The sequence below is a fragment of the Flavobacterium saccharophilum genome (genome assembly GCF_900142735.1).
Lineage (GTDB): Bacteria > Bacteroidota > Bacteroidia > Flavobacteriales > Flavobacteriaceae > Flavobacterium > Flavobacterium saccharophilum.
Genome location: NZ_FRBY01000007.1, coordinates 283,872 through 303,028, shown reverse-complemented (window position 1 = coordinate 303,028; position 19,157 = coordinate 283,872). Strand labels below are relative to the sequence as shown.

At 34.0% G+C, this 19,157-nt stretch carries 9 protein-coding genes and 1 rRNA gene; 6 read left to right on the top strand and 4 right to left on the bottom strand.

Features of this window, described 5'->3' with window-relative positions; all coding sequences use genetic code 11:
• A 5S ribosomal RNA gene (rrf, locus tag BUA98_RS22685) occupies positions 1 to 75 on the top strand; the annotation flags it as partial.
• Between the two features lie 814 nt (positions 76 to 889).
• Here rrf and BUA98_RS21770 read toward each other — a convergent pair.
• The 4 genes from BUA98_RS21770 to BUA98_RS21755 form a co-directional block, all read right to left on the bottom strand.
• Positions 890 to 1,909 (bottom strand): proline iminopeptidase-family hydrolase, encoded by a 1,020-nt coding sequence (locus tag BUA98_RS21770; protein WP_072976038.1) that lies wholly within the window; start codon positions 1,907 to 1,909, stop codon positions 890 to 892.
• Between the two features lie 205 nt (positions 1,910 to 2,114).
• Positions 2,115 to 3,125, bottom strand: coding sequence for an NHL repeat-containing protein (locus BUA98_RS21765; protein ID WP_244279248.1), 1,011 nt, complete (start codon positions 3,123 to 3,125; stop codon positions 2,115 to 2,117).
• A gap of 14 nt (positions 3,126 to 3,139) precedes the next feature.
• Positions 3,140 to 4,384, bottom strand: coding sequence for a hypothetical protein (locus BUA98_RS21760; protein WP_072976036.1), 1,245 nt, complete (start codon positions 4,382 to 4,384; stop codon positions 3,140 to 3,142).
• Positions 4,385 to 4,620: 236 nt separating this feature from the next.
• Positions 4,621 to 6,267 carry a tetratricopeptide repeat protein gene (locus BUA98_RS21755; protein ID WP_139257041.1) on the bottom strand — a complete coding sequence of 549 codons (1,647 nt, stop codon included), beginning with the start codon at positions 6,265 to 6,267 and terminating at the stop codon, positions 4,621 to 4,623.
• Positions 6,268 to 6,894: 627 nt separating this feature from the next.
• Here BUA98_RS21755 and BUA98_RS21750 point away from each other — a divergent pair.
• The 5 genes from BUA98_RS21750 to BUA98_RS21730 all read left to right on the top strand — a co-directional run bounded on the left by BUA98_RS21750 (position 6,895) and on the right by BUA98_RS21730 (position 19,009).
• Positions 6,895 to 14,658 (top strand): S8 family serine peptidase, encoded by a 7,764-nt coding sequence (locus tag BUA98_RS21750; RefSeq protein ID WP_139257040.1) that lies wholly within the window; start codon positions 6,895 to 6,897, stop codon positions 14,656 to 14,658.
• 111 nt (positions 14,659 to 14,769) lie between these two features.
• The gene (gene porV, locus BUA98_RS21745; RefSeq protein ID WP_072976033.1) at positions 14,770 to 15,927 is read left to right on the top strand and encodes a type IX secretion system outer membrane channel protein PorV; all 1,158 of its coding nucleotides are present in this window, start codon (positions 14,770 to 14,772) and stop codon (positions 15,925 to 15,927) included.
• Between the two features lie 342 nt (positions 15,928 to 16,269).
• Positions 16,270 to 17,406, top strand: coding sequence for a helix-turn-helix domain-containing protein (locus BUA98_RS21740; RefSeq protein WP_072976032.1), 1,137 nt, complete (start codon positions 16,270 to 16,272; stop codon positions 17,404 to 17,406).
• Positions 17,407 to 17,494: 88 nt separating this feature from the next.
• Positions 17,495 to 18,049 carry a porin family protein gene (locus BUA98_RS21735; RefSeq protein ID WP_072976031.1) on the top strand — a complete coding sequence of 185 codons (555 nt, stop codon included), beginning with the start codon at positions 17,495 to 17,497 and terminating at the stop codon, positions 18,047 to 18,049.
• Positions 18,050 to 18,310: 261 nt separating this feature from the next.
• The gene (locus BUA98_RS21730; protein ID WP_072976030.1) at positions 18,311 to 19,009 is read left to right on the top strand and encodes a DUF1826 domain-containing protein; all 699 of its coding nucleotides are present in this window, start codon (positions 18,311 to 18,313) and stop codon (positions 19,007 to 19,009) included.
• The last annotated feature ends 148 nt before the right edge of the window (positions 19,010 to 19,157 follow it).

Sequence of the window (19,157 nt, the reverse complement as noted above, 5' to 3'; positions counted from 1 at the left end):
ATCCCGAACAGAGTAGTTAAGCCCGCCTGCGCAGATGGTACTGCAGTTATGTGGGAGAGTATGTCGTCGCCTTTCTTTTGAAAACCCTGTTTCTAACGAAACAGGGTTTTTTGTTTTACAGCACTTTGTGTTTTTTACCGCAAAGGGCGCAAAGGTTTTTTTATCGAAGTGTTTGCTGTTGTCTTTATTAAGGTCGCAAAGCTTTTTGTGGCGAACTTTGCGTAATTCTTTGAGTTCTTTGTCGTTAGATAGTAGGAGTGTACCTACATTACATTGTGTTTTTTTACCGCAAAGGGCGCGAAGTATTTTTTTTCTAAGTGTTTACTGCTGTGTTATTAAGGTCACAAAGCTTTTTGTGGCGAACTTTGCGTAATTCTTTGAGTTCTTTGTCGTTAGATAGTAGGAATGTACCTATATTACGTTGTGTTTTTTTACCGCAAAGGGTGCGAAATATTTTTTTTCTAAGTGTTTACTGTTGAGTTATTAAGGTAGCAAAAGCTTTTCGTTGCGAACATTGCGTAATCCCTTGCGATCTTTGCGGTTAAATAGCAGTTGCTGTATCTGATTTCTTTTGAATGTGAAACTATGAGGGATTCTAAATTGGAATTTGGGATTTTAAAATTGGATTTTTTTTTTTTAACTGTACTTCTTGTTTACCGTAAACTGCGTTAGGGATGGGAGCGGCATCCTTTTGCGATAACCCGGACTTTCTTTCTAAAACCATAACATCAATCGCAAAAGATATAGCGGACAGCCCGGCCCGGAGGGAAACGCCCAAATTATTTTTATTATGAATTGTTTTTTGAGACTTTTTAAACCTGATTTTTTATTTTTAGAATCACTAAATATCAGTTAAATTGTGGTTCGTTATTTTTTTTATTAGTAAATTTTAAAATTCATTATGATCGACATCTTTGATGAATTTAATAACTCCCTCCATAAATATTTGCTGATCATCCCACATTGCTAAGTGGCTTCCGTTTGGGCAGTATAGAAAACGCCCTTTTTGAACTAATTTACTTTGTTCTTCCATGGCTTTGGGATCCATAGTGTCATATTTGGCGCCGATCATTAAGGTCGGAATTTCAATTTCTTTTAAGCGGTTTTTTATATCCCATTTTGCTAAACGACCGCTGATTCCGAACTCGCTTGGCCCTTGCATCATTGTGTAGATCTCACCATTTGTATGTTTAACAGCTCTATTTAAGCCATCTGGCCATTCTTTTAATCGGCATAAATGCTCTTTATAAAAATTAGGAATCAATAGTTTCATGTAACGAGGATTGGCAAAATCTTTTTTAGCTTCCAATGCTCTAATTTCAGCTAGTACTTCTGGTTTCATTTGATTTGCCAGTACTTCATCTGCATATTTGCCGTATTCTGGCGCGCTTGCTACCATATTTGAAATCAATAAACCTTTAAGATTTTTTTGATATTTTAATGCATATTCCATTGCCAGAATTCCTCCCCATGAATTTCCTAAGACGTAAAAATTACTGTTGTCAGCTCCAATGGCTTTACGAACTTGTTCTACCTCTTCTACAAACCTTTCAGTTGTCCATAAACTACTATCTTTTGGCTGATCACTGTAATAAGAACCTAGTTGATCATATTCGTAAAACTCAAATCCTTCACGTTGGAAAAAAGTTTCAAAACATTCCATGTATTCGTGTGTCATTGCTGGACCACCATGTAACAATAATACTTTTATTTTAGGATTATTTCCAAATCGTTTTGTCCAGACCTTAAATTCTCCGACGGATGTTTTGATTGGAATCATTTTTACACCAGCAGATTCGATCGTATTCTTTTGATTGTAAGTGAAATAATCCTGAAGTGTTTCTGATTTGCTTTCTTTTTGACATGAAATGGTTAAAAGAAGTATTGTAAGGAGAAAAATATAGCGCATATTTAGCTAGTTTAAGAGGTTATTCGGTTAATTCGATTACCCTAACTAAATTACGAATTAAATTTAAACTTTAAATAGCTTTAAGGGGTGGCTGTTTTATAATAAATTTCTACATAATACAACAAGCCCTAAAATATACTTATTTATATATTTTAGGGCTTGTTTTTATTATCAAGAAGCCTAGTTCTTTATGTTATTGTTACGATTATTTTTGCTCAGTAATCGTAGAGCTGTTAAGTTTGATAACTCTAATTCTTTTATTGGTGTTATCCGATAAAAAAATGTGATCATTTAATTGAGCCGTGCTAACAATACTTCCAAAAGGGTTTGCTCCCATAATGTCATTAGCATTAATTCTAGCAGTATAATTTTTATTCATAAACTCTTCTTTTGGATAAAGACGCAGATAGTTGAGACTTCCAATATTTTCTGTTGCAATAGCCCATTCTTCACTAAAAGAAATTGCAATAGGTTTTGCATCAGAAAAAGCGGCAGTTGTTGGTTTTATTGGCTCTATCAAAGAATTTGCCGCATTAGCCTTAATATCTGCAATGTTGTAATACAGATAGCTTTTGGCATCTCTTCCTGCTACTATCAAATTTCCTGAAGCTATATCAAGGGAGTAAATTTGATCAAAGCCATTTAAAGTATTTAATTTGGCTATTGGTTTTAGATTCCAGTCACTAGTTTCTGTAATTTGTGATGTTTCAAAAACTTTAATAGAGGTTTCTTTTTCTTTCACAAACACCAACCCATCTTTTGCAACAACACCAAAAACATGCACAAAAGTTTGCCACCATTGGCCATTTCCAACGGTACTAATTCCGACATTTGTAGTTTCATCAAATACAAAAAGTCTTGAATCGACGCTTCCTACATAGATTCGTCCATTATCAACACAAACAGATGAAAGTTTGGTAAGTGCAATTGTGGTAGCACCTTTAGTATAATTTGTGATTGTTTTAATGTATTTCAAGGTAGTGGCATCAAAAATTTCCAATACATCTCCATTACAAACATACAATTTGTTATTTACTACTGCGATACCTTTTGGATCAAGTGCTCCAGTTCCGGCTCCAATTTGGCTGGAAGTGATTACTGCTTCATCGGTCGGATAATAGTATTTATATGTTGTGCCGTTGTTTTCTCCATCAGAATCTTTGCTACAGTTGGTAAAGAGGCAAAGTAAAAGTAGGATAAAAGGTATTTTATTCATGTTAGTTTTAGTTTTTAGTTCCATTTTCCTTCTCCTTTATACTTTAATAAAAATGGATTTTTTTGGTCGATCGTAAAGACCGGTTTTTTGTATGTACCTGTCAGATAGTTGGTTTTTGTATACGTTTTAAGTATTTCAGGATCTGTAAAAGGAAGATCATTTAGATATATCAGATATTTGTAAAAATGGGTTAACATTTCCTGTTGGCCACCACCTTCACCACTATTTGCTAAATTACTGCTGTGACTGTAACCGCTGTGATGAGAATATTCATGTGACCAAACTGACATTTCTCCCTTCCAATGTCCGGTAACATATCCAGATTCCCATTGAGAAGCTAAAGCACCGCCTCCCCAGGCAGAACCTCCGCCAACCATTGCCATATTAAGTTGTCGCTTATCAATATAGGTTGTGTATGCCTGTTCGATTTGGGTTTTGGTTAAATAATCATAAACACCATCAACATCTTCGGCATTGCCGTGCCAGTTGAGTGCGCCATTTATTGCAGTTCCTGCTGTTGCGGCTTGTTCTTTTTTGTATCGGTCAAAATTCATAAAGGTGTCATAGTACAACGGATGACTAATAGCATATGAAAAATTAATGATCATAGTGATGGCTTCTTTCGCCAAAACAGGATTCATCGGCAAATACTTGTTTGGATCATCCGCGGGATTATTTAAATGATAGGAATCACTAAATTTAACCAAACGTGAAGATTTTATTTTTTTGAATTTTACAAATAAGGGATCGCTTGATTCAACGGAAAATTCGATACCTCCTGAAGAAAATCCTTCAATTTTATCTATTGTAACAGGTTCTCCGGTTTCAGATAAATAATCATTTTTTCCGGCAGTTAAGGGGATTTGATGAAAAGACCTGTGAAAAGCAGGGATTTTTGAAAAGGTATAAATTACAAATCGCTTATTGTAGTTGGGTAATTTAGCATAAATTTTTACATCGGTAAGTCCAACTGGAGAGTATAATGATATTTGTACTGAATCTTTTCCTTTCTGTATAACTTGTAAAGGCTCATTTACTCTAAACCAGCGATCGTTATTATCATACATCTTTGAAGAGCTTTCTGTGTCTTCAAACATTGTCATCGGTTTATTTGCTGAAGGTAAATTTGTTGCATCAATAGTTGCTGCATAATTTGGTTGGTAATTTGAGCCATTATCTTCATCGTCGCAGCTAGTAAAAAAGAAGAAATTTGCTAATAGCAAGATGCTAAAGAGCCATTTTTGAGTGTTCTTAATCATGTAGGTTAGTTTAAAATTGTTTTTTTTATTTTTTTGGGGAAATACTTAAAAAAAACAAATGTCATAAAAATTCTATTAAATAAAAAATCGTTTAAAAGTAAAAAAAGACATATGTTATTTTACCAGAGAATCTTTTTAGATAAGATAATCTCCGGTCCTTTGCGAATCAATGGATAATAGTTTCCGATTTAACAAACTGGAAGATTTGAGCATAAGTATAAATTTCATAATATTTTCTATATATTTTCTAAAAAAGTGACCAAATTTATATCTTCATTTTGAATATTGAGTTTCTTTCTTAGTCGTGCTCTCGCGACATTAAGACTATTGTAAGATTGTCGTGTTAGTGCACAAATTTCTTTAGTGGTCATATTTAACCTCAAAAAGGCACAAATTCTTTTTTCATTTAGGGTTAAATCGGGATATTTAATGTTTAGGCGCTCGTAAAATTCATTATAAACCTGACTAAAACGAACTTCAAATTCCTTCCAAATATCATCATCCTGAGCATTTTTAATGTCGACGATTATTTTTTGGATAATGTCCTGATCAGTTTTTTTCATTTGTTTTTTCAATTCCATCAAACGGCTTGAAATTTCAGAATTAAATTCGTTCTTTTTTAAGAGATACATGATATTGGTTGTTAACTCTTTATTTTTAAATTCTAATTCTCTTTTCAAGCTATCTTCTCTTAAAGAAAGATCTTTATTGTTCAATTCAGCACTTTCCTTTGCTAATTGTTGAATTTTCGCTTTAGATTCCTGAAGTCGGTACATGATGATTGCTATAATTATTCCAAGAATCAAAACGATTGCAATAATTGAATAAACTAGTTCTCTCTGATTTTGAGCAATTTTTGTAGATTGGCTTTCTTTATCAAACTTATATTGCATTTCGGCTCGAGTAATTTTTTTCTGGTTTTCTTTGTTAAAAAGACTGTCTTTTAAAGATTTGAAGGCAACATGATAGTTGTAGGCACTTTTGTAATCTCCTTTTCCTGCCATTACAAGGCTAAGTTCTTCTAAAACAGATGCTCTTGTAGATGATGAATTAGTTTGTTTGCAGTATTTAAGACTAGAAAGTAAATATTCTTGCGCCTTTTTGAATTCTTTTTTTTCTTTGTACAACCGCCCCAAATGATAAGTGGATTTACATAATCCCAATATATTATTCTCTTTTTTTCGTAAATTAAGAGATTCTATAAAAATGGCTTCAGCAAGATCGTAACGTTTCCCCTTTAGATAAATAATGCCCATATTGGAATATACTGAAGACAAATTTTCATTATCATTCGCTTTTTTGCTATGAGTGGATGCTTGCATAAAATACTCAAGAGCATGATCTTCCAGATGTTTATTGTCATAAATAATACCAATATTGTTCAGTATTTTGCCTTTAATAAGGTGAACTTTGGAGGAATCTTTTATGATATTTTTATCTAACAAAGCTTTCACTTGATTAAATTTTACGAGTGCTTTTTCGAAATCTCCCTGAAAAAAATATACAAGTGCTATACTATTATAAACCCTCACAATATCTTGTTGCGGAGGGTAGAGTTCGTAAAATTTTAATGCTTTTAATTGATAGTCAAGGCAGATGTCAATATTACCTTTAAGAAGATTGGCATTACCTATGTTAGAATATAATCTGGCAAGTAGGGTATCGGTGATTTTTTTTTCAAAAGGCAGAGCCTTTTTGTAATAGAATAGTGCAGAATCCAGATTTTTTTTCTCAAGCAGATGACCTGTTTGTATCAGCAATTTTACTTTTTTATCAGGATCGGAGACTCGTTGGTATTGAAGCTTCAAATGGTCAATATTTTGTGAAAATATTGTTTCACAAAAAAATATACAAAAACCGATATAGATATATAAATACTTCAATTCAAAATAATTTTGTCAGCTAAACTATGAATAATTTTTGAGTTTTAACTGTATCAGTTCAGCGATTTATGAAATTCATGTTTAAAAAAACGATACAACAAATTCAAATTAGTGATAGTGGAGATACTGGTTTTTTTCTCCAGAAAATGTAAAATTCTGAGCATGTAAAAAACAGTTCAAAGCAATAATTATAATAAGGATTCTCGAATTAATTTTAAAAGTTATTAAAAGCTAAAATCGTGAGAGAAATAGATTAAACCATTTTGCTATTTTCGGATTCTCAAGAGTCTATTTTTTTTATTGAATACTCAATTGCAACAAAAAAGTAACAGTATTTATGCTGTTTTTTAGTATAAAATTTACGAACAATTTAGCGTTGTAATTACTTGTTATTTAGTGGTTTATGTTTTATTGTTATATAAATGTAATTATCATTTCTACGCTATATATATAATGTAACTACTCTTTCAATCCTGCATAATCGAATTTTCCATATTCTTGCTCAGAGACCTGTTAATCGGTTGCCTTAAGTATATTATTTAGGCGTTTTTATTAAAAAGAAAAAGCACTAAAAAGTTGCAGGCAATCGTATTAAAAGAAATATTAACTAACCCAAAAAACAATTTAATGGCAAATTATTACAAAAAAAGAAATCGATTATTATGGTTTTTTATTTTTTCGCTTTGGTCAGTTTTTTCCTTTAGTCAGAAAGTGACTTTTAAAGAAGGTGTCAAACAAGGTTCTGTGAAAATTAAATTTTCAGGACAGATGACACAAACTTTAAGAAAAATGAATGTGACTACTGGTAAAAAACTTTTGACTGGAATTCAGGCTTTTGATAAAGTTTCTGATAAAGTGGGAGCTCGCAATATGCGAAGACTATTTCCGGAGAATCCTAATCCCAGATTGGAAGCAAAACTACGAAAACACAAACTTGATTTGTGGTATGTGGTTGACATAGATGCTAATCAGTCTCCTAAAGAAGCAGCACTTAAATATAAAGGGATTGCTGAAATACAGACAGCAGAAACTGAGAAACAAAAAGTATTGTCTGAATATACTTATACGGTAATTAATAATAATACAAAGAATTCATCGGCAGTAGCCTCCTATTTTAATGATCCTAAATTAGGTGAGCAATGGCATTATGATAATACAGGACAAACAGGATATCCAAATGGTTCGGATGTAAATCTATTTAAAGCCTGGGATGTGGTTAAAGGGAGTCCGAATATTATTATCTCGATTCATGATCAGGGAGTAGACGTAGAACATCCTGATCTTAAGGCAAATATTTGGACAAATTTAGCAGAACTTAATGGGGTTGCCGGAGTTGATGATGATGCAAATGGCTACACAGATGATATTCATGGTTGGAACTTTGACAAAAATAGTGGCAGTATAGACCCTGAACCTCATGGAACACACGTTGCAGGTACAGTGGCAGCGGTAAATAATAATAATATTGGTGTTGCAGGTGTTGCAGGAGGTAGTGGTAATAATGACGGATCGAAGATCATGTCGACACAAACTTTAGGCGGCGGAAGTTTTGAAGAAAGCTACATTTATGCAGCTGATAATGGCGCTGTCATTTCTCAAAACAGCTGGGGCTATACCTCACCTGGAAATTTTGATGAATCTATTAAAGATGCGATCGATTATTTTATCGCCGAAGCTGGAGATTATGTAAATAGTCCTATGAAAGGCGGTATTGTAATATTTGCAGCGGGAAACAGTAATTCAGATGGTGATTGGTATCCTGGTCATTATGAAAATACTTTGTGTGTAAGTTCTATTGGTCCTAATTGGGAAAGAGCAAGTTATTCTAACTATGGTACCTGGGTTGATATTGCGGCTCCGGGTGGAGAAACTGACCTTGGCGCTAAAAATGGCGTTTTAAGTACATTGCCTAAAAACCAGTATGGGTTTTATCAGGGGACGTCGATGGCTTGTCCGCACGTTTCAGGTATTGCGGCATTGGCTTTAGCCAATAGAAAAAGTCAATTGACACCAGAAGTTTTAAGAACCAAACTTGTAACAGGGGTGGTTGATATTGATAGTCATAATCCTGATTATGCCGGAAAATTAGGTTCTGGCCATATCGATGCTTTTTTGGCAATTCAAAATAATGCAGGAGTCGCGCCAAATGCTATTACTGATTTAGCTCTAAAAGGAATTGCACAGGAATTTGCTAATTTATCGTGGACAGTTCCAACGGATTCAGATGATACACAACCTGTAGATTTTCGTATTTACTATAGCACTTCGCCTATTACAAAAAACAATATTGCATCAGCGCAATATGATATTATCAAAAATACGGCTTTGCCAGGAGAAACTATTACACATTCGGTCAACGGACTTTTGGGACTTACAACATACTATTTTACCGTAATTTCAGGGGATAGATGGAATAATTTATCTGAATTGTCGAATAGTATTCAAGGTACGACTAATGATGGACCAAAAATTAATGTGGACGACAATAGTAAAGATATTGTTATTAATGTTGATGCCAGTACTTCTTATAAAGGAGTGCATGAAATGACAATATTAAATAATGGTGAAGGTGTTTTAAGATGGGAATTTTCAGCCCGTCATAAGGAAACCTCTCTTTCGTATTCGGCAAAAAACATAAAATATCCTTCAGCCAAAATAACAAAAACAGCAGCTGCAGGTCAAGTCGGCAGAAGAAAATTACAGATTGCTGCATCTTCTAAAACGGCAACCGCTAAAACTTCTGAATTTACACCTCAGGATAAAGGTTATTGTGATTGGCCTACAGATCTTATTGGAGATACGGATGTTAATATTCCAAACTCCGCTGCTACAAAATATGTTGTCAGCGAAGCGGATGGTTTCAACCTGACACAAATTGTGACTTACTTACAAGTAGATCCGGCATTAGGTCCTGTGGTTTTTGAAGTTTATAAAGGAACTCAACTTAAGAAAGAAAATCTTGTTTATGCGCAGGAATATACACCGTGGAGTGCGGGTCAAAGTTCTGTTTATTTGACATTAAACGAACAATTGTATTTTCAGCAAGGAGAAACTTTTTGGGTTGTCATGCATGTTCCTGCAGGAAATCTTTATCCTTTAGCTATTGGTTATGAAACTGCCGCAGAAGGATCTGATAATTGCTTTATATCGTTTGATGTTGGGCAGACTTGGGGACCTCTAAGTATAGCACTTGATAGCAATGATTTTGCTTGGTTCAGCATTGCGAGCAGCCAAAATAAATACTTGGGAGAATATTTGTCGTTAGATCCAACTAATGGAGAATTAAACGGAAATACTACTCAAAAAGCAAATCTTTCAGCTGATGGATCTGCTTTAATAAATGGTACTTATCATGCAAATGCTATTTTAAAATCTAATGATGGAACAAATAGAGAGCTAAGACTTCCTGTTACTGTTAATGTATCTGGTCAACAGGCGACTCTTAAATCTATTGAAAAACTGGACTTTGCAAGTGTTTTTAAAGGTACTTCCAAAGAAATGGAATTCGTTGTTAAAAATATAGGATTGGGTAATTTCAATGATATAGCGGTTACTATTTCTAATCCAAATTTTGAGCTTATCAGTTCAACTCCTTATCAAATTGCTGCAGATAGCGAAGTGCTGCTGAAAGTAAAATATACACCAAATGCTGTAGGAAACGACAATGGTTTTTTAACGTTGAGCTCTACTAGCAGTGCTAAAACATTAAGAGTTATTTTATTTGGTGTAAGTTCTGAACCTGCAAAAATTGTGGTTGAACCAATGACACAATTGATTGATAATGTTGCGTTGGGAGATCAGGTTACTGCTTCTGTTACCGTTAAAAACGAAGGTCAGGCTGCATTGAAATACTTTATTCCTACTTATGACCAATCTGGAACAAGTGAAACCTGGGAAGGCGGTTATCATAAATACGGATATAAATACCGTACAAATTATCCATCAGAGAGTTCGCCGTTAACTTATCAATATCAGGATATTTCTGGATCGGGAACTGATATCACAAATTATTTTAAAGCAGAGGCTGACAGATATTATCCTGTTGAAATGGGATTTGATTTTCCTTACTATGCTGAAAAAATGAAAAAACTTTTTATCAGTTACAGAGGTTTTACAACATTTGATGATACAACTAGACCAGTTAATGCACCAGAGTTAGATGGTGCACCCTATTCGCCAAAAGGATATATTTCTCCTTTAGGGACTTTTGTTGAATTGGCTGCTGGAGGTGCTGTTTATTACAAAGTAGAACCAGATAAGGTTATTGTTCAATACACCAATCTTTCTGATGGATATTCAGGAATACTAACGGCGCAAATGGTTTTATTTGCAGATGGTAATATTCGTTTTTACTACGACAATATTACTTATTCCGAACAAGATTTGGCTTACCTAAATATTTTAATTGAAGATTATGCACAAACAGATGGAATTTTAATTAGCGATTATTCTAAACCAACAAAACTTTATAGTGGATTGGCTTTAGGGTTTGATTATCCAGGCCCAGACATGATTACTTCTATCAGTAATGCCGGAGGAATTTTATTGCCTGGTGAATCTGCGAAGATGGATGTGGTAATGGAAACTGCTGCTTTGCACGAGGGTACAATAAACAGATACTTGAATGTTGTATCTACAGATCCACTAAATACACAAGTAAGTCCTTTAATTCAAGTTAATATCACAAGCGGAGGTAAAGCTGAACTTACCGTGTCTCACACCGAGATTAATTATGGTGATGTATTTCAGGGCGCTGTTGCTTCACGAAAATTTAGCATTAAAAATAGTGGGACAGCTCCCGTAACCTTAACAGGTTTTGTGTTAGACAATAATAAATTTCAAGTTACGGGAGAAACAACTGCAACTATTGCACCCGGACTTAGTAAAGTATATGATGTAAGTATGCCTACAGACGTTGTTGTTGCTTTAGAAGATGTATTACGAATTACAGATAATAAAGGTGTTACTTATACAATTTCACTTTCTGGAAAAGTATTAGATCCTCCAGGAATAAATGTTACAGATTTAGATTTAATAACGACGACTTTACAACATGGTCAAACTTCTAAATTTCCATTAAAAATTGAGAATACCGGTATAGCCGATCTTGAAGTAGTGGCAACCGGAACAAATTGGCTTACTGCATCAGTACCAGTCGCTCCTCTAGCGGCTATTCCGAATTATACTTATAATTATGAGATGTTTAATGACGGAACAAACTATCAGTGGATAGATATCCGTAAAACGGGAACTCAACTTCCATTAGCGGATGATATATTTAATGCTGAGCAATATTGGCATAAAATGACGTTGCCGTGGCCAATTAATTTTTATGGTAAAGATTATGCAGATATTCAAATTGGTACTACAGGATTATTAACATTTGATACACCAGACACTAGTGCTGCAATGAATGATATGATTCCAACAGATTTGTTTAAAACACTTATTGCTCCTTATTGGACGTTTGGTGCCTTTGATACAACAACATATCCGGCAGATGAAGTAGGGGTTTTCTATTATAATGATGCTGAAAAGATTATTATTTCATGGGAGTATTTTTCAAATTTCTTTGGAGGATTGGGAGATCCAACCTCAGCTGAAGTTATCTTCTACAAAAATGGAACGATGAAGTTTCAATATAAAGTAAATGGAACTTTAGATCAAACTACTAATTTGACTGCTATCGGACTTCAGAATGGGGATCATTCCGATTTTGTCGCAATTTCAAATTACGCAAACGTTAATCACGGAACAGGTTTGGCTTATGTGATTAACCCAGCAGAAAAGCTAGTGATTCCGGCAGGAACTACTTTAAATGCTCAGATTGATATTGACGCACGTAATATATATGCCGGAGAATATTCATCTAAATTAAAATTACGTACTAATGTTCCTGGTAAGGAGTGGCTTGAAAAACCAATTAATTTAACAGTTACCGGAGCACCAATTATTACTTCAAATCTAGAAGAAATAAATTATGGTGAAATCATGGTTAACCCTGCTGCCAGCTATACTAAAGAATTTTTAGTTCAAAATACAGGGGCTGAAAAGCTTACTATATCTACTATTTCTATAGAAAGCGGTTCTGCAGAATATACTATTGAAACCTATGCTTTTTTTGAAGACTGGTTTGGAGGAGGCTACTGGAGTTGGGCAAATATAAACGACCTGGGTGGTAATTATGCTTCAATATTGCCAGGTGAAAACGCTAAATTTAGAATTACATATGCGCCAACGACAGCTGGTTCTGTAAGCGATCATGTTGTTATTGAAAGCAATGCAACTGTAGCAAAAATGCTACTTCCGATTAAAGCGCAAGTTGTATTACCGCCATCTTTAGTACTGCAAACTAAGGAAGTTAATAGCGTTGTTAATTATTTAACAGACACCGATACACAATTTGCGACTTTTGATAATAGCAATGGTGGAGGAACTTTAAAATATGAATTGAGTATTGACTATCTAAGAAAAGCTGCAGCTGGAACTATTTTACGTTCAAATGTAATGGCAAAAAAAGCAAAAACAGCCAAAGCTGCTTCTTTAGTAAGATCTTCCCCTGTAGCTACTGGTGGGACTTCTGTATATGCTGATCCTGCTTTCAATAGAGTTTTGGCTCACGAAGAGAATACTGCTGCAGATACTCATTTTGGTTATAATGGTAGCGAGCCTTTTACGGCGGCAACACGATTTAACGCTGGAAAAGATGGTTTTACATTGTCGCATTTTCAAACATTTATGTTTGCTATTGATAAACCAACAGGAACTATTGCATACGAAATACGTGCAGGTGGTTCTTCTGTTGCTGAGGCAACAATAATTGATCAGGGTTATGTTGATTATGTTTATGAAGGAGGCAAAAGCGGAGCATGGGTAACATTACCTATTAAAGAGCCTAAAGGACTTTATCCAAACGAAGATTTTTACGTTGTGATTACTTACCCTTATGAATTGCCTTTTGTACAAGGTGCAGTTGCCGGAATTGCGGATACTCCGGGTAGATATACTTTGAGTGATAGTGAAGGTAAATGGTATGACTTGCAAGATGCTGATTTATATCCTGGTTATGGTTGGATGGTTAGGGCTGGAGAAGAAAAATATACTTCAAATGCCTGGGTTGCAATGAATGGAATTTCAATTGGAGAGGTTGCTCCTGGCGGAAAAAAAGAAGTTCAATTAGACTTTACTGCTGCCAATGGAGTTCGCGGAGATCAACATGCTGTTTTAAAGATAAGAACTAATGATCCTTTAAATACAGTTGGTCAGGTTCCTGTTACTTTACATATTAATGAAGCACCAGTTTTCTCTAATGTACCTGCAGAAGCTACTGTAGTTAACGAAGCTTCTGAAGTAGTAGTAAAAATCGGCTTGACTGATAAAGAAAGCAATGCGATTACAGTTACATCTCCAAATGCACCGGCATGGGCAACATTTGAAGTGATTGCGGGAGAAATTGCAATAAAATTAGCTCCGGGTTATGAAACTGCCGGAACATACAAATTGAATTACACTGCGGTTGACGAACTTGGTGCAGCAACAGAAATGGCACTGGAAGTTCAAGTACTAAAAACAAATAGAGCGCCTGTGGTTCTTATGTCTGATGAATTAGTTTATTCAAAATTAAATTATTTTGATGTACGTGATTTTACAGCTTATTTTTCAGATCCGGATGCTGATAAAATGACTTATACCGCTGTAATGGCAAATAAAAATATTGCGTCAGTTACAATAGGACAGGAACTTGGGCAATTTGTGATTGAAACACATACAGTTGGTGAAACTATTTTAACCTTGACCGCTACAGATATACATGGTTTAAGTACTGAATTGCAAATAAAAGTGAGCGTAGTAAACAATCAACCTCCCGTTGCACTTGGAGCTCAAACAATCATATTTAATAAATTATCTGTACAGGAGGCCTATACTTTTGATAAATATTTCAGTGATCCTGATGGAGATGCTTTGACTTTTCAAGCAAGTATGGTAGATTCTTCGATTGCATCAGTAGTAATGACTGCTGATGGTTTTACAGTTGAAAGTCTTTCTAATGGAGAAACAGAATTAATATTGACAGCAACTGATATTTACGGAGCTAGTGTTGAGCAGCGTGTAACGGTTATTGTAAATCAATCAGAAGTTACGGAACTCAACATATTTCCTAATCCGGTTGTAAATACAATAAACATTAAGTGGGCAAATCGCTGGGCAGGTGATGTTGTTGTTGAAGTAGTAGCCTTTAACGGTTCAACGGTACGTAAGTTTACCATTACTGACGTACAGCTTCAAACCTATAGCCAGTTTGATTTAAGTACGCTTTCACCAGGAGCTTATTTCTTAAATGTTAGTGGAAAAGAAGGTACATCTTCAGTTTTCAAATTTATTAAAAGATAGAGGAGTAAAAATGAAATGAATTGACAAAATGCGAAGCGGTACAATGCTAACATTTAGAATTGTATCGCAAGCATATTGGAGTTTCAATCAAAAAATAATCAACAGATACACATGAAAAAAATAATTCTTTTATTTTCACTTCTCTTTGGAGTTGGAAATTTACTCGCACAAGAACAAAACAGGCCTATTGTTACTGGAGTTCCTTTTTTGCAAATCTCTGCAGATGCCAGAGCATCTGGTATGGGAGATATGGGAGTGGCAACATCTGCAGATAACTATTCACAGCAATGGAATGCCGCAAAATATCCTTTTTCTGAAAGCAAATTAGGTATAGGAATGAGTTATACTCCCTATATGACTTCTTTGTCGAATGATATTGGGTTATTAAATTTAAATTTCTTCAATAAAATCAACGAAAGAAGTGCTTATGCATTCAGTTTAAGATATTTTGGACTGGGAGAAACCGTATTTAAGCAAAATGAGGATGATCCGGGGCAAGTTGTGAAGCCAAATGAATTTTCGCTTGATGGATCTTATTCCTTAAAATTAAGTGAAACATTCGCTATGTCCGTAGCCGGAAGATATATTCACTCTAATCTGGAAATTCAGGAAGCTGATCCTGATGCCCGCGCTGCAAGTTCATTTGTTGTAGATATTTCTGGGTTCTACCAATCAGCAGAAATGGCTTTTAAAAATTTTAATGGTATTTGGAGAGGTGGATTTAATGTTTCGAATCTTGGACCGAAATTAAAATATAATGGAGATGCGTCAACTGAAAGTTTTTTGCCTGCTAATTTAAAATGGGGTGGAGGATTTGACTTTATCTTTGATCAGGATAATACATTGGCAACTTCGATAGAGTTTAATAAGCTGTTGGTTCCGTCACCACAGGATAATCAAACGAATGTGCAATATCAGGAAGCAGGTTTTGTAAAGGGGATATTTAGTTCATTTACCGATGCGCAGGATGGTTTAAGTGAAGAATTCAAAGAAGTTACCTGGGCACTTGGAATGGAGTATTCATACCAAAAAAGGTTTGCATTTAGAACAGGATATTTTAATGAAAATAGCGAAAAAGGAAATCGTAAATACCTTACTCTTGGCGCTGGATTTAAATACAAGAAAGCCAATTTTGATTTTTCATATCTAAGTTCTACATCTAAGCAAAATGGTCCATTAGATAATGTAATGCGATTTTCACTATCTTTTAATATCGATGAAAAAGGTGTAGAACCTATCGAAGAAAAGGAAAAAAGCGAAAATAATTAAAGCGATTATTTTTCTGCTTATTGAAATTATAGTATAAAATCTCCAAAGAGTTTTTATTTAATGAAATGCCTCCAAAAAGCTAAAGACTATTTGGGGGTATTTTTTTTAAATTGAAGAACAACCCTGTTAACTGTTGTAGCAAAAGCAGCCAACCCCATTATTTTTTTTATAAAATTAATTAATCATTTTAGTTAATCATTTCTTAATCCCCTAAGAAAGTCATCAGCATTAATATAAATTCGCCTTATAAATTAGTATGAAATAAGCTATGTTTTAAAAAAAAACAACTAATTACCATTATACCCCAAAGTAAATCTTAAAAACAACTTTTATATTAAAAAATTGATATATACAACACTTTTAAATATTGCGGTTTTTCAGGGGATAGTCTTAGGCTTAATTATTTTAAAGTCTTCTTTGTTCAATAGTAATTCAAATAAATATCTGGCATATCTACTATTTACGCTTTCAATTATTTTACTGAATCATGTTTTTGAGGTTGAAGACGCCTTTACACCTTATCCATTTCTTCGTTTTATTGACCACATCGAGTGGGTATTTCTAATTCCTGCTTTCCTATTTATTTTTATTATAAACCGGATTGATGATACTGAAAAAAGCAAACAAAAAAAATATTTGTGTTTTATTCCATTTGGCTATTCCGCTGTCCTTACTATTTCACAAGATCTTGATCATGTTGCCGGAATTTATACTATTCCTGAGTCAGGCACTGGTCTCATCGAAATACTTGGTTTGATCCATCTTGTCTTAGCTATTACCTTCATTCCATTCCTGTCGCTTTACTCTTATTTTATGATAAAATATTTAAAAGATACGCAGGAAAAAAAATGGATAATTACCTTATTAACAATTGTTACTTCATTGTTATTCGCTTTTCTTATTATCTATCTGGCCAGCTTATTTATTCCATTTGATCTTTCTTCTACTATGAGTATTTTGGCTTTATTTGCAACATTCTTAATTCACTGGACAGCCTATATAGGTATTTACAAATACAAACTGGCCAAAAACAAAGATGCTGTTTATAATTTTCTAAATACAGATTTAACTCTTTCGTATAGCAATCTTCAAATTGTAGACAATAGTACGTTACAAGAGTATAAGGAATCTATCACGGCAGACAATCTTTATTTTCAAAAACTAGAACTTCTCTGTAAAGAGCAGCAGATATATACTGACAGTACATTAAACAGAGAAAAAGTTGCTGAAAAACTAGGCATAAGTGCGGGATATGTTTCACAAATTGTAAATACGATAACAGGAGACAACTTTGCCAATTACATAAATAACTATCGGGTTGAAGCTGTCAAGGAAATGATCTCAAATTCGGAATATGAAAACTACAATTTATTGACGATGGGATTAGAATCTGGGTTTACTTCAAAAACGACTTTTTATAAAGCCTTTAAAAAAGTTACTGGTCAAACACCAAATGAATATAAAAATACCAGTAAATAAGTACCGATTTATACAATTTTAAGCTTTTGAAACCTTTTGTAGTTTTTCTTATACGAATTTTGGATTCAAATAATTCAAATCACTTTTTATGAAAAAAATTTTATTACTAGCTGTTGTTACAGTTTTAGGATTTACAAATGTTAATGCACAGGAAATTAAATTTGGTGCTAAAGGAGGTTTAAACTTTGCAACTATCAGCGGAGATAATACCAATGGTATCGATGCTGTGACCTCATTTAATTTTGGTGTTTTATCAGAAATTCCCATTTCAGATAAATTTTCTTTTCAACCTGAATTAATGTATTCCGGGCAGGGTTATAGTTTCAATGATAATACAATTGCCTTAAGTTATCTAAACGTTCCTTTAATGGGAAAATATTATGTGACAAAAGGATTAAGTGTCGAAGCCGGACCGCAAATAGGTTTTTTACTTGCTGCTAAAAATGAGAAGACAGATGTAAAAGATTCGTTTAATACTGTTGATTTTGGTGTTAATTTTGGTCTGGGTTATAAACTTGAAAACGGACTTAATTTTGGTGTAAGATATAATTTGGGATTAACCGATATTAATAATTTAGAGGGTTATTCAGCTAAAAATAAAAATGGAGTATTTCAATTATCTGTTGGTTATTTCTTTTTCTAAAACGTAATAATTTCATCGGTTAAGAAATTATAAGTAATTAAACTAAAAATCCTTATTCAAAAAAAGAATAAGGATTTTTTTTATGATCCTTCCTGTTTTTGCTTCTGCGATGAAGGATGAAATTTCACTATAAGTATACCATAGTTTTTTATGACAGAAAAGGTATTAACTCCAAAAGTTTAATGCCATAAAAATGCAGTAACTGAGTACGATTATATATTTTTGTAACACCTGAAGTAACTAGTCTCTTAATAATATACTATGAGTAATATATTTTCTGCGAACAGACAAATTGGTGTGGTATCTACTTTCTCTGATCTTGTGAATACCGATTTCAAGGGAGAAATAAATGCGCTATGCTGGTATAGAAATTTGGATGGCGATTTTAACGAGATTGTAGGCCTACTACGTTTAAAGGAAAATATAACGGAAGTTTATCCTGAAGAGCTAATCGCACTCCAACTATCCGAAAAAGGTAATATAGCGAGGGATATAATCTTAAACGATTTACAATTATTAACTGATTTTGGTGCTTCGCCTTCTCTTAATTTACTGAAGTGTTATGAGCGTGATGATGAATTTGATTTCATATCCACTGATGTATATTCGTTTCATGTTGATCGTTCGCCCATTACAACAGATACATTTTTATGTACCTATTACGGAGCGGCAAGCGATATTGTTTCTAATTCACAAGCAGAGCAAAAAATTTTAATACCAGAAATACGGGCAAAACTAAAAGAGCTGCATAATGGACCATCGGACGAATTTGAAAGCTTTTTGGAGGAGAATTTCTTTGATTTACACTATCAGGTACATGATGATGTAGAACCTATTAATTTGGGATTAGGACATCTTTGGAGGCTGGCAGTCGATCATCCAAAGCAACAAGTAGCACCTTGTATTCATAGAGCGCCATTAGAAAATGAAGGCGAATATCGGTTGCTGTTAATTTGTTAAAGGAAATTATTGAGATGCGAGTTTTTATTCAAGTCTAAAAACGACAAGACTTTTTGTCCCGATATAAAGGAGTTTATTTTGTGTAACATTTTGATAGTAAATGGTTAAGGTGTGAAATAATAGTATCCTTGTACGATTTTATTGAATA